This is a genomic window from Shimia thalassica (genome assembly GCF_001458215.1).
GTDB classification, from domain to species: domain Bacteria; phylum Pseudomonadota; class Alphaproteobacteria; order Rhodobacterales; family Rhodobacteraceae; genus Shimia; species Shimia thalassica.
This window is the reverse complement of record NZ_CYTW01000004.1, coordinates 175,004-189,464: the sequence shown is the minus strand read 5'-3', so window position 1 is coordinate 189,464 and position 14,461 is coordinate 175,004. Positions and strand designations below refer to the sequence as shown.

2 protein-coding genes and 1 pseudogene are annotated in these 14,461 nt (G+C 54.3%); 1 reads left to right on the top strand and 2 read right to left on the bottom strand.

Annotated features, from left to right (window positions below):
* Window positions 1-95 precede the first annotated feature (95 nt).
* Window positions 96-1,094, top strand: a complete 999-nt coding sequence (locus PH7735_RS15985) for a radical SAM/SPASM domain-containing protein (protein WP_082645282.1) — start codon at window positions 96-98, stop codon at window positions 1,092-1,094.
* Window positions 1,095-1,142: 48 nt separating this feature from the next.
* Here PH7735_RS15985 and PH7735_RS20395 read toward each other — a convergent pair.
* Both PH7735_RS20395 and PH7735_RS20615 read right to left on the bottom strand, forming a co-directional pair.
* Window positions 1,143-1,582 (bottom strand): annotated as a pseudogene (locus PH7735_RS20395) (transposase); the annotation flags it as partial.
* Window positions 1,583-1,732: 150 nt separating this feature from the next.
* Window positions 1,733-14,422, bottom strand: coding sequence for a calcium-binding protein (locus tag PH7735_RS20615; protein ID WP_058312421.1), 12,690 nt, complete (start codon window positions 14,420-14,422; stop codon window positions 1,733-1,735).
* Between the last annotated feature and the right edge of the window lie 39 nt (window positions 14,423-14,461).

Genomic DNA, 14,461 nt, shown 5'->3' with positions numbered 1-14,461 from the left:
TAGAGGATCAGCCGAATTAAGAGCTTGTCGCCGCAAGTGAAAAACGCAAGAATTTATCAGTTTTCGATTAACATTTACGAGCCTTCAAACGCCCAATGAACCAATCTCTCGTCAACATACCGATACCGAATTGGTACAACATCGAGATCTCGTCCCAATGCAATCTAAAGTGTCCCTACTGCCCCACGGGACGCGGGGAAATTCCGGTGAGCGGACGGGGATATCTCAGCCGCGAAGACTTCCACATTATTCTGGAGAAAATCCGGCCGCATGCGCAAATGGTTCAGTTGTTCAACTGGGGTGAGCCGTTCATGAACAAGGACGTGTTCTATTTCATCGAATCTCTGGCATCTGCCGGCATATCCTCTCAAATCAGCAGCAATCTTAGTGTCCGCCTCTTCGACGAAGAGACGCTTGAACGCCTCGTAAACTCCGGACTGGAATCTTTGCTGGCGTCGATCGACGGGATTACTCAGAAATCATATGAAGCGTACCGCCGTAACGGTGATGTTTCAAAAGCCTTGGCCAATTTGCGTAACATCCAGCTCACAAAAGAGCGGCTGAATTCGCAAACACCCCATCTGATATGGGGATTCCACCTCAATCGCTTTAACGAGCACGAAGTTGATGCCGCTCGAGAGTTCGCAAACGAAATCGGAATCGATATCTGGTTCAAGGAACTTTCTTGCCCGGAGGATTTCCAATCTACGCTCATCCGTAAAATACCTGAAATCCTCTTGCCGCCAGCAAACCTGCACAAGCTTTGGCGAGGTCGGCAAAATGCCCATCTGCCCAGTTTCGAACTTGATCCAAGATTGCCAAAGACCTGCAACGTCTGTCGAATGCCATTCGAGATTTTGGTTATCGGCACGGACGGCAGCGTTTTTCCCTGCACGGGAGTGGTGGGGTCGGATTTCGTGGTGGGCAATCTTGTCACGGATTCGCTTGAAGACATCTGGCATCGCGCGATGAAAGAGAACCGCGAGCAATTGACCTCTGTCTCGGTCGCACGACCCTGGTCCCAGTGCTATAAATGCAAACATTTTCCGCGCGAAGCCGCAACAATCAAAACCGAAGAACCGGTGCGGACCTGACTTCACCTAGTCATGATTGATCCCTGCGGGCAAACTTTGAGCGCGTTTAGCGAAAGCCTTCATCTCTGCCTTGATCTCAGGATTGTCGGGTGGGCGTTCACGCCGGACGGTCTTGTGATCGAAACCAACGAGCTTGCACACCCGACACTGCGAGATGTCGTGATCCCGCATCGCCCTGAGCGCCGCATCCTGCCGTTTGGCTGTTGTCGTTAGTTCTCTCCCAGCAATTACTTCAGCACCACATTATCCAGCATCGTGTCCGTCGGTAGCCATTGGATTTTGGCTTTCAGGTCGTCCAGCGCCTTCAGCTTTACAGCGTCGGACACTTCGATACCCCGATAGTTGGATATGAACTTGTAGAACCCGCCTTGGCTGAGACCATGTTTGCGGCTGAACTCTGCTGTTGGCATACTTGCTTCCTGTTCTTGGAAGATCCCAATAATTTGAGCTTCGCTAAAGCGGCTTTTCTCACTCCTTTGCGCCTTCAAAAGGTTGAGAAAACGCTACACAGAACGAGGGAAGTTTCCGGGGGCAAGTCAATTGAGACTGAAGATATGCATCTGTTCGTGAAATATGATGCCCCAAACAAACCGCAGGCGAACCTGCTGAGCGTTGTCTTGTCGTATGGGGGCTTGAGCTTAGGCCATCAGGTCAAACACATCCCGACCGATCTGCAGGTTGATCGAACTCTGTCCGCCACCGTCGACGAGTGCCCACATGATCTGGCCGGTGGGGCGATAGATCACGAATGCCTCTTCCACATCGTCGTCGCCGGACCGTTCACCTGACGCGTTGGCGGTGTGGGTGGTGTTGATCTGGAACTGGCTTTCCGTTGCTGATCCGATGCCGAAATAGAGAATGTCTCCCTCCGAGGCATCATAATCTTGAATCCAGTCGGACCCGTGGTCCGCGATGCCGATGTGGAAGAACCGATCAGCCCCGGCGCCGCCATTCAAAAGGTCATGCCCAAAGCCCCCATTCACAAAGTCATCGCCATCACTGCCAAAGATTTGGTCTGCAAACGCAGACCCCGTTAGCGTGTCATTGCCGGTTCCACCGATTACCGTATCTGCTCCGAAGCCGCCCGCAATCGTATCGTTGCCAGCATCTCCGCGCAGCTCGTCGTTGCCATAACCACCGTTGACGCTGTCGTTGCCGTCGCCCGCATAAACAACATCACGTAAGTCATTGGACGAGGTGCCGCCAATCAATGTGTCATTGCCCGCGCCGCCGACCAATGTATCTGTGCCGTCACCGCCATTCAAACTGTCTGCCCCGTCAAAGCCACGCAAGGTGTCATTGCCGTCAAGGCCAGTCAGGGTGTCATCGCCTGCTGCTCCGTTCAACCTGTCTGCCCCCGCCGTTCCAGTCAGATTCAATGCTCCTGACAAGACCGATACAGAGCTTGGGCTTGTGACTGTTTCGGCCGTCCCTTGTTGGTCAGTGTAAAGCACGCGTGCCGAAATTTGTGACCCGACATCCAGATCGACAAGCGAATAAGACGTGCTCGTCGCGCCAGCGATAACACTGCCATCCCGCAGCCACTGATAATTGAAGGTACCAAGGCCATCTGCATCTTGGATCGTACTGGCATCAAGCATCAGGTCGCTTCCCGATACAGCCGTTCCCGAGATGACAACGCTACCCGTTGGCGCGTCGTTCCGGTTCTGCACCGAAGGCGTCGCAGGGCTAACAACTTGCTCGGGCGCACCTTGCTGGTCGGTATAAGACACCCGAAGGCTGATTTCGGTGCCGACATCTACTTGGTCCAACCGATAGCTGGGGCCGGTTTCGCCACCTATCGCAGCGCCATCCCGCAACCACTGAAGATTCAACGTTCCAAGACCGTCCGCGTCCGCAAGGGCCGAGGTGTCCGCCGTCAGAACCTCGTCTTCGGTCGCGGTGCCAATGATCGAGACGCCCCCCGTGGGGGCATCGTTCACGTTGATGAGATCCCAATCAAACGTACTCACGACCTCGGCCCCGGCAGAGTCACGTGCCGTGATTTCAATAGACAGTGGCGTTCCTGTGGTAAGCTGCGACCCTGTCAGCACACCGGTTGTGCTGTTCAGAGTTACTCCGGCAGGCAGTCCGGTCGCAAAGTATGTAAGCGGGTCGCCATCAGGGTCAGAGAAATATTGGCTGAGATCCAATGTAATACTGCCTTCATTGGTTGCCAAGGTAAGTGGCAATGACGAGGTCGGGGCAGAATTCGGGGCAGACATGCCAAGAACGGTCCGGAAAAGCGCGTCTCCCTCAACCGTGCGATCCCTGAACTCAAACAGTTCGACATTGCGAACCGTGTCCAGTCCGAGAGCCGAAAAAATGACGATCCCATCTTCGTAAGACAGGGTCACCGACGCGTAATCGACGTCAAAGACGGCGACATCGATCCCCACCCCTCCGTCAATCGTGTCGTTGCCCTCGGCACCGATCAAGCTGTCGTCGCCACTGCCGCCAAGCATCTCATCCCGGCCCAGTCCACCATCCAGCGTGTCGTTTCCGGAATCTCCCAGAAGTACGTCATTGCCTAGATTGCCCAGTACGCTGTCGTCACCGGCACGCGCTTCGACCCTGTCGTCTCCATCAAGAATGTCGATCACATCGGCATTGGCTGTTCCAAGATAGGTGTCGTCGCTGTTGGTGGGTGTCGGGCTAAATGTTCCCAAAACCACCGCTTGCGTATAGGTCAGCGAACCGTCAGTGAATTCGATCAATTCCACATCATCGTGAATGACGTCAGCACCGTCGCTGCTTGTGACCAGAACGGAGGTTCCGGACGCAACAAATGTTGCCTCGGCAAGGGTTGCGTTGATGATCGCGAGGTCGGCCCCATCGCCACCATGAAGCGTATCGTCGCCTGTTCCCCCGACCAGCGTATCAAGACCTTCGTCGCCGCCGCCCCAGAGCACATCGTTGCCAGACCCGCCAAGCAGCATGTCATTGCTGGTGCCACCATCAAGGCTGTCGTTGCCCGCGCCGCCATCCAGCGTATCATTGCCATCATCAACAAACCAATCGGGGTCTGTGAACGCATCACCCGGATTGCGGTAAGTCTGGTTGTTTGACGGCCGCTGTCCTGTGACGTCATAGTTCAGCTTGTCGCCCTGACCTCCCATTATTTTGTCATCGCCATCATAGCCGAACAGGTTATCCGAGAGGTAGGATCCCGTCAGCGTGTCATCGCCGCTGAACAAATGCGTCCGGTAATAGTCCCAATCGGCATTCAGCATATCCTGAAGCGGCAGCGCGAAACTTTGCAGCCAAATGCGGTTTGTGTTTCCACCCGTTGGGTCCAATCTAAACGAGTTCGCAGTGCCCTGATCACCCGCTCCTTGATTGTCAAAACCACTGCCTTGGTATTCGGCATGGCCACCGCCATTCAGATACTCGACGCCGAAATGATGAGAATTTCTGTCATTCTGACCCTGCGGGCTTGGCCCGATAAGCTGGAATATCTCACTCCCTCTTTCAGGCGAGTTATCAATGGCATAGCCACCTTCGTAATATCCGCCCGAGCCCATTTGAACGTTCTGCGGAGGGATCACGGTATCGCGCAAATCTCCGATCGAGATGGTCTGATCTGTGAAGGTAAGGAATTCGATGCTCTCAACATGATTGATACCGCTGGCATCGGTGACAAACACAACGCCGGGTGTATCAAAATCAAACGTGGACGCTGCTAATGTAGTGTCAAAGACGGCCGTGTCGTCCCCATCGCCACCGATCAGCGTGTCATCGCCTGAACCACCAATCAGCGTGTCGTTTCCAGCCGCGCCATCCAGGACGTTGTCGCCGCTGTTACCGGTCAGGGTGTTGGCGCTGTCATTGCCGGTCCCGTCCAGATTACCGGAGCCGGTCAGAGTCAGATCCTCAACATTCTCGCCCAGCACATGGCTGACGCTGGCTTGCACCTGATCAAAACCTTCACCGGCCCGTTCCACCGCCGCATCGCCCGCATCACCTACAAGATAGATGTCGTTTCCGAGGCCGCCGAACAACAAGTCCGTTCCGGCGCCGCCATCCAGCGTGTCATTGCCCAAACCACCGTCCAGACGATCATTGCCAGCCTCGCCCAACAGTATGTCGCTACCGGTGCCGCCAACCAGAATGTCATTGCTTTCACGACCCACGATGCGGTCGTTGCCACCAAGACCCGCCAGAATGTCAGACTGCGGTGTCCCGGTTAGAGTATCGCTGCCGCTTGCTCCGGTAGTCACCCCAGCCAACATCGCCGCAAGACCTGCAAATGTCAGGGTCTGGTCAGTGAACTCCACAAATTCGATGGTGTTCGAAATCAGATCGTTGCCCTCGGAAGAGGTCACAACCAAACCGTCTGTGCCCTGCGTCACGGTCACCCCGGCGCTAGATACATTAAACACAGCCGTATCAACACCGGCCTCACCAAACAGGGAATCGTTGCCTGCCCCACCCATCAGACGGTTGTTCCCGTGGCTGCCGGTAAGCACATTGTTCAGCGCGTTGCCGATGCCGGCCACATCCTGCGCGCCAGTCAGAACGAGGTTCTCAACAAAATCAGGCAATGCAAAATCAACGTTAGATTGAACCTCGTCAGTGCCTTCACCTGAAAGTTCAACCACCACATCATCGCTGTTGTCTGTGATGTAGGTGTCATCGCCAGCGCCGCCGATCAATAGATCCCGGTTGGCCCCGCCATCAAGCCTGTCATTTCCGTCACCGCCATCCAGAAGGTCGACACCTTCTTCGCCGCGCAATGTATCGTTACCGTCTCCGCCAAATAGCCCGTCGTTGCCCTCACGGCCTTCGATCACATCGTGCTGGGCAAAACCGGACAAAGTGTCGTCGAATGTCGTCCCGATGATCGTGTCATTACCGGGCCCAGCCAAGGCCTCGACTTCAAAGTAGACAAGGACCTGATCGTTGAACTCGATCAGCTCGATGTCATCGGCGACAAAATCTACACCTTCGGACGATGTGATCTGAAGACCTCCGGCCGCGCGGGCCACAGAGATTTCGGAGCTATCAACGTTGAAAACCGCAAAATCTATGCCGACGCCGCCGTGCAACTCATCGTTGCCCATGCCGCCAAGCATCGCATCGACGCCGGAACCACCCATTAGGGTATCATCCCCGCCGCCGCCGTGCAGGTTATTGTTGCCAAGGTCGCCGACCAGATGGTCTGCGTGGTCAGAGCCTCTGACGTTTTCTATCGCAGTCAGAACATCGCCTTCGGCATCACCATTCAGGCCTATTCCGGCATTCAGATCCACAACAACTGCAGAAGCGGATCCCGCATAGTCTGCGTCGTCGATTCCTTCGCCGCCATCCAGATTATCAGCGCCAGCACCGCCAGCCAGCGTGTCATCGCCTGTACCGCCCAGCAAGGTGTCGTCGCCCATACCACTAGACAGGCTGTCAGCCCCCCAAACACCGCTCAAGACATTGTCGCCTGAATCTCCGACAATCTCATCGCCAAAGCTGGACCCGACAACATCTTCAATCGCGACGAAACGCGCCATGTCTGTGCGGGTCCCGCCCGAAAGGTCATCGCCGCCAAGGTGGAAGGCATTTACGGAGGCCGCTGTCAGATCGACTGAGACGGCATAGTTGAAGGACGCAAAGTTGGCTGTATCGCGATCTTCGCCACCGTCCCAAACGTCAAAGCCACCTGTGTAGGCAAAAAGATCATTGCCCGCGAGCCCGAATATCAGATCATCGCCCAAACCACCGTTGAACAGGTTAGACCCTGCGTTGCCAGTCAATGAATCGTTGTGAGACGTCCCGATAGCATTCTCGAAATCCATATCCGGCGTATAGGTGACAGTCCTTTGAATGCCTTGTTCCCAGCTGGACGTGTCACCTGTAAACGCAGCAGCGCCTGAAACTCCGAGATCAACCCGAACCGCGCTGCCGAACAGCGAGTAGTCCAGCGTATCTGCACCATCTTCGCCATGCACCGTGTCGACACCCGACAAATACATGATCAGATCATCCCCAAATCCAGCAAAGATCAGATCGTCGCCCGCACGGCCTTCGAGAATATTGTCTGCTGCATCGCCGGTCAGTGTATCGTTGTGATCACTGCCGAGCAGGCGTTCGACATTGATCACGACGTCATCGCCGCCACCTGTCGTCAGGTTGACGTCAACTCCGCTTGTTGCCGAAGAGTAATCCAGAGTGTCGGTGCCATCGCCGCCGTCAATTGAGTCTGGTCCGTCATCAATCCGGGTAATGAAGCGGTCATTTCCGTCTTCGCCATAAAGAACATCCCCATCAGTCAGCGGCGTACCCGAGGTGCCACCATCCAAAGTGTCGTTTCCGACACCACCTGATAAGGTGTTCGCCACTTGATCGCCAATCAACAGATCATCATAATCCGTGCCCCAAACACCTTCGATGCCTGACAGTTGCGCGATTGTTCTGAAAGGGCCTGTTACGGCGGTAAAGGAATCCGCAGTTTGTGCTTCATTCGGATTGGTCAGATCGACAAGAACGGCAAAGCCGAATTCTTCGAAGCTGAGTTTGTCGACGCCATCACCACCGAAATAGGCATCCGATCCACCAATATAGCCGAATGTGTTGTCGCCAGCATTGCCAGCCATGGTGTCGTTGCCAAGGCCGCCGATGATAATCTCGATGTCGATCAGCGTGTCGGCACCAATTTCGGTTCCGTTGACTTGCCCGATGGGCAGTGACAGATCGACCGAAACACCGTTGGTCGTAGTGGCATACGAGACAATGTCGATGCCGTCGCCACCATTGAATGTATCGTTGCCAAGACCGCTGCTGTTCTCTGCTGTAGAGGAGGGCAAAGGACCTGCGATGAACTGATCGTTGCCTGCGCCGCCTTCGGCGGAATCATTCCCGTCGCCCCCCGAAAGGGTATCGTTGCCTTCCCCACCGATCAGGGTGTCATTACCAGCCTGTCCCAACAACAGGTCGTCGCCGACGAAACCGTCCAGTGTATCGTTGCCTGCGCCACCAAAGAAGACATTGTCGCTGATATTGCCGCGCACATTGTCTGCCATGGCTGTCGCAATGACATTTTCAAAGCCTTCGATCTCGTCTTGGTGGCCATGGGTGTCTGTCGCGATCTCGGCATCTTCAATATGCATCGAGACCATTACGCCCGATGTCCCGGACTCTCGGCTATAGTCCAAGGTGTCGATTCCAGCCCCACCGATCAGGGTGTCTGCGCCAGCGTGCCCGGTCAGAATGTCCGCGCCGGCACTGCCGTTCATAATCCCTGCGTTGGCGTTTCCGGAAAGATCATCATCAAATAACGACCCGATAAAGCTCTCGATACCAGTCATATTGACCAGAACCCGTTCGGCGCCTTCGCTTGGGTCAAGTGTCACCCCGTCGCGAGTGACAACCGTTGCACTGTCCGCCGCCAGATCCATGCGAACTGCAAAGGCGAAAGCCTCGAAGCTGGCGGTGTCGACATCGCTTCCGCCGAACCATTCGTCGAGCCCGCCGGAATACGCGAACAAATCCCCTCCGTTTCCGCCATAAGCAGTGTCATTACCCGCACCGTCGTCGATAATGTCGTCGCCATCTCCCGCCGCAAGACGATCATCACCAGAACCGCCAACCAGAAGATCGTCTCCGTCCCCACCATTGACCGTGTCTGCATCTGCGCCACCGAATATGATGTCACTGCCTAAGCCGCCAACGAGGTTGTCCGATCCTGCATCCCCGATCAGAACATCGTTGCCGTCATTGCCATCCAGCGTGTCATCACCAACACCGCCGTCCAGGGTATTGTCGTAGACATCGCCGACCAGAGTGTCGTTGTGTGTCGATCCGGTGATTTCTTCGATCGAAACAAGAATATCGCCTTGAGCGTGGCCGCCTTGGCTTTGGAATGTCTCAAGGTTGATGCTTACACCCGCATCGGACCCCGAATAGTCAACACCATCTGTCCCGGCTCCGCCGTCATACAGATCTACATCAGCGCTGGACTCAAAGTAGTCGTCGCCGCCAAATCCGCGGTATGTGTCGCGAAACTCTGTACCTGCCGACAGGTTGTCATCTTCATCCGTCCCCAGATAAGTCTGCCCAACCACAACCGAGCCGGTTGTCGTGGCTCCCAAACTTGTGAAATCACGGGTAAACAGCCCGTCGGTCGCTTCGAATACGAAGTTGAGCCCAACAGCCGTATTTGAGGCAAAGTAATCCACGACCCGCAGAGAGTTTGCCCCCTGCGTCATCAGCAAATCAGAAGAGTCAGAACTGAAAGAGAAATCGACCAGCGCATTGGCCGTGAACACCAATCGGCTGCTGCCAAAGTTCTCGCCAAATATGACATCGTTTCCGAAATTGGCACCGAACACATAGACGTCTGACCCTTCGCCACCGGACAGGAAATCATTGCCTGAACCACTGATCAGTGCATCGTTTCCTTCGCCGCCAAACAGGATGCCCTGTGCATCGCCTGCCAACAGAACGTCTCTGCCCGAGCCGCCCAGCAATTGGGTCTTTTCAATGTTCTGGAAGCTGACAGAGTTTTCGCCGTGGCTCAGCCTTGCAAAGGCGTAAGGCAAACCAAACAGGGATGCAAAGTCTGCAAACGAAGGCGAGCCATTGACCATCGACAGGTTTGGACCGACCGTTGCTCCATTGGCGTCATGCAAGGACAGCGACATTCCCTGATCCGCAATCGAAAGCAGCAGCGTATCAGCGGAACCAGCCCCACCATCCAGTGTATCGTTGCCACCCGTATGGACAAAAAAGTCGTTTCCACCGTCACCCATGAAATGGTCATCGCCCAACCCACCAGCAAGATAATCGTCGCCCGCACCGCCCTGTGCATAGTCATTCAGATGACCGCCTTGAACAGTATCATCTCCGCTTCCTAGAAGGGCAAAAAATCTCTCGAAATCAGCAATCTGCGTTCCTTGTCCGATATCGTAGGCTGCGCCAGACTCATAAGTTGCGTCCAAGGTCAAATCTACGGTGGCACTGCGCAAATCTGCCAGGAAGAGATCGCCGTCGCGATAACCTTCGCCTCCAACATATCCATCGCCGTTCTGATACACGACGAGGTCGTCATGATCGTTCGACCCGGCAATATCCACGGCTTCCATATGAAGGTATTCCACGTCAGGCGATGTGGTCGATTCAAGATTGCTATTGAGTTTGGTATGGTATTGCCATGTTGCAGCAGTCTGCGAATTGAGGGCCATTTGCAGCAGCTCTTCGTTAGAGCTGGTGGTGAGGGCCATTCCATAGCGGCTTTGGATGATAAAGTCGCCATTTTCGTCTTTGATCGCCGCGCGCAGGGGGCCCGTACCGCCCATAATGAACAATTGATCGCGTTCAATTTCGACCTGAATCAGTTCCCCGTTCAAATAGCTGTTCGCGGCGTTTGTACCGCCGTCGATATAATCAACGCCATCGCTGAAATAGCTGAAGGTGTCGCTGCCGATACCGCCGAGCAACACATCGTTTCCGCCGCCCCCGTACAACAGATCATTTCCACCGCCGCCGTGCAGCGTATCGTTGAATCTGCTGCCTGTCAGCGTATCGAATGTTTCGGACCCATAGATCAGCGCCTTGTCAAAGCCGTCGATGTAAATCTCGTTGTTAAGCCAGTACCCGTCGCTGCCACCAATCGTGCGCACGTCACGCACTTCGAACGTAAGCCCGATCTCTTGTCCACGGAAATCACCAATAAAGAGATCTTGATCGCTCGCGGCATTGCCAGCGTTGTAATGTGTTCCCCCTTGATACAGCACCGCATCGCTTGAATAGATATCACCCGTGAAATTGACGCGCTCAACATCGGTGTAGGTCACAGATTCTGATCCAAAGCTCGCCACGGTCTGGGTTGCGCTTGCAATGGTATCGAAGAATGCAGTGACCTCTTGATCGGTCTCACCGGCGGACACGGAATTGACCAGTGTTGGCCCTAATTGATTGCCCAGCGAGTCATACAGCGCGATGGCTTGCCCAGCACCCCTGCCGCCATAACTGATGTTCAGTGTGTCGATGCCCTCGCCGCCATCAACCAGATCATTTCCGTCGCTCGCCCAAGTGAAAAAATCGTTGCCGAGGCCACCCAGCAACGTATCATTTGCCTGATCCACACCGCCGTAGAGATAGTCATCACCGTCAAAACCGTTGATGTAATCGTCGTGCTCTCCACCGATGATGACATCAAAATCACGGGTGCCCGTGACGTGCAGCCGGTCAATGTTTGTAATCGAGGTTGCACCAAAGAAAGATGTTTCGTTGGCCAAGGAAATCGAAACGCCGTCACCCGTCTGACCCAGCGTCTGAAAGCTGCTCCACGAGCTGAAATCGGCAAGGAACGTGTCCGTTCCACCGACACCACCATCATAGCGGGCGCCCCCCATGTAAACCAACAGATCGTCACCGGCCCCTGAGGTCGCCGCAATCGCGTTGCCCGAAGCATCTATGCGAACATCTGGAATGATGCTGACCTGTTCAACATCCTGAGTAAAGCGAATGGCTCCCTGATGGTGACTGCCATTGATCATGAGTGTGTGCGCTTCAAGCGACCCGAATGTGGACTGCGTCGCGCCCACCCCATTTGCTTGCCAGTAATCGCCTCGGGTGGAATCAAGGTTTTGCAACAGCTGTGCCAATTGGCTGTGTGTCGACAGTGAGCCAATCCCGTTTCCGCCGAAAACATAGCTGCTTCCGTCCAACGAGATATCGTAGCGCAGGCCTTGATTTCCAGCTTCGACAAACAGCTGATCGGTGCCCAGACCGCCGATGATGTGATCGGTAAAGGTTGAATAGTGCGGTGACGCCAAACTTGACATCTGCACGATGGCCACATCATCGCCAGCCCCAAGATCAACAAGATCATCGTCCACATCAACATACGCCGAAAACAGTGTGTTGTCGGCATGGGGAATATTGTCGACCAGCCGCACGACATCATCGCCGGCACCGGTAAAGAAAATATCACTGAAGGTGCCGCCGACCAGATAGTCGTCACCGCTTCCCGTGCGCAAGGCAAGGGCTTCGACATTTCGCAGGGTTATGCGGTTTTCCGCGATATCCACTGCAATCGGATTGCCGTTCGCATCGTATCTGATGTCGCCTTCAGGTGTCAGATCGTACTTATCGATCGTGATGCCGCCAGTGGTGCCGCTGTCATTGTCGTGTTCGAACAGGACGGACTCGGCAAGATTGGCGATGATCGGCGTTGTGAAATGCGAAAGATCCGCGAGGAACAGGTCTTCGACGAATATGTCAAACAGTTGGGTGCCGGACCTGTCGTAATAGTCATTGGCACCCCCATCAAAGAACTCGCCACCACGCGTATCGATCGACGTCGTATCGTAATGATAGACCATGACATCGCCGCCGATACCGCCAAGCACATTGGTTATGCCATCTGTTGTCAGGGTCCTGTCCGTTCCCCATGTGTTATAGGTGTATTCTATTCCGGCGGCCGAAGAGAGCGCATTCAAAACATCAAGCTTGTTTGTGATCGAGCCGAAGATGCCAAGGTTGGCCGCATTAGAAAGATTTACTTCAAGTCGACCGTACGGATTGAGAACGGGATCTGTTCCCGCAGCGCCGCCCTGGACAGAAAGCGACGTAGGCGTGGCCACCGTGATGCGGCTGCCATCATGCTTGATAACCACAGTCTTGTCAGAGGCGCCGTTCCACAGATAGTGGACGACGTTCAGGTTTTCGCCACTGGCAGAAAAATCGCGCGTTGCTGATCCGTCAGGGAAACTTGTCGGCAATTGATGCTGGAAATTGTAGGCATAGGCGTTGTCCAGCGCGGATTGCAACGTGTTGTACAGCGCAGACAACTGTTGGTTCTGTGCTTCGAAAAACGCATATGCCGTGGCTTCGGCTGTCGGAAGCGTAGGGTCCCAGCCATCTGGCACAATGTCTGACGAGACGTAGAAGACTTCGTAGGTGTCTGTCTGCGTTCCAAAAACGCTGCCATCCACTTCAAAGGCGGGCGGCGTGTAAATATCGAGACTGCCGACGATCCGGTCTTCAACTTTTTCTGGCCACTCCAGAGGAATAAGGGGACCCCAGCTGAGTGTCAGCTTTTCATAATCTTTGTATTTGAATGACCCTTGTAAAAGGTCAATTCCAAAGCTTAGGGCAAGTCCCAAACCGACCGTATGTTTGAACATCGCCGATTCAATATTGTATTCGGCGGTGATGGTTGCGGTGCCATAGCTTGAATCCACCTGAGGCGCGAGCAACCGAATAAGATCGTCTCCGAGGGCTCCGACAACAGTTTCATCATCCCCTTCAAAATCAGGTGTACCGTTATCTGATGTCAGCATCACCGAGATATTGGGCGGGCCTTCGGTTTCGTGGTAATTTGGGATTTCAAACCCCAGAAATTCAGTTGTACTCACCGGCGTCATCCGAGAAAAATCACGGATATCCAGCCGGACGCTTTCTGTTACATGCAGCGCCGCTTTGGCAAACACATCAACAAAAGTCAGTTTGGCTGTGAAATCTCCTATCGTCTTGTCGAACTCTTTGAAAATTGAGTTCTCGAGCAACAAACCTGCGGCATAAACCGGCGTACCGGGGGCCGCTTTCGTGAGTATCTCGGTTAACATTTGATCCAGATCAGCGCTGAGACTTAAGAAGTCTTTGTCTGCAACGCCACGGCCTCCGACGACGCCAGTCTCTGTGGCTTTGCCCGTCGTATCTGCCCCAACCGGAAGTCCAAGCGCGATGGTGAAAAGCTCTTTACCCTCCTCGCCTCCAAAGGGTTTGGAATACTGCGGGATCGCCGGAGACACGCTAATCAGTGTGACCGACTGAGCGCCGGTCGAAAAACCAAACCCATCTTTGTTTTCGTACCCAATGAATTTGTCGTCACCAAAAGGGTTCCAAATCTCGAAACCAACTTCGATGTCCCGTATTCCGCCGGACAACTCGTAGATAAAGTCAAGTCCAGCGCTGAGTTCGTTTTGCGTTGGCTTGTCAGGATCTCCAGTTGGCTTCGACCCCAGCTTGAAACCATACGACTGAATCTCGGCGGTCACGATTTCATAATTGCTAAAATCAAACTCCATGTACTCGGGAGTGTTCACATCCGCACTGACTTCGATTGCGTTTGGAAGCACGACCTCAACATTGATATTGTAGGTTGCCCCCCAACTGCCGGCATTGCCCACATCCATCCATGCCTGCAATCCGAACCGGATGTCGTAATAGACCTCTGCGGATGCCAGGCTGATGTCGATCGGCCAAACTCTTTCACCACCGGTGTCATAAATCATGGCGTCGCCAGAGGTGAGGCGCAGAAGTTCTGCGTCACCGGGTTTCCAGACAGATTGTCCAGAAGTCGTAAACGTCAAAGACGTGTCCTGAATAGTCATAACAACGCCCCTAAATACAAAAAAATTTGGATATGGTTC

What these genes read in the sequence shown, in the direction of transcription:
- PH7735_RS15985 (WP_082645282.1), top strand. Translation starts at nt 96, where the DNA reads ATGAACCAATCTCTCGTCAACATACCGATACCGAATTGGTACAACATC.
- PH7735_RS20615 (WP_058312421.1), bottom strand. Translation starts at nt 14,422, where the DNA reads ATGACTATTCAGGACACGTCTTTGACGTTTACGACTTCTGGACAATCT.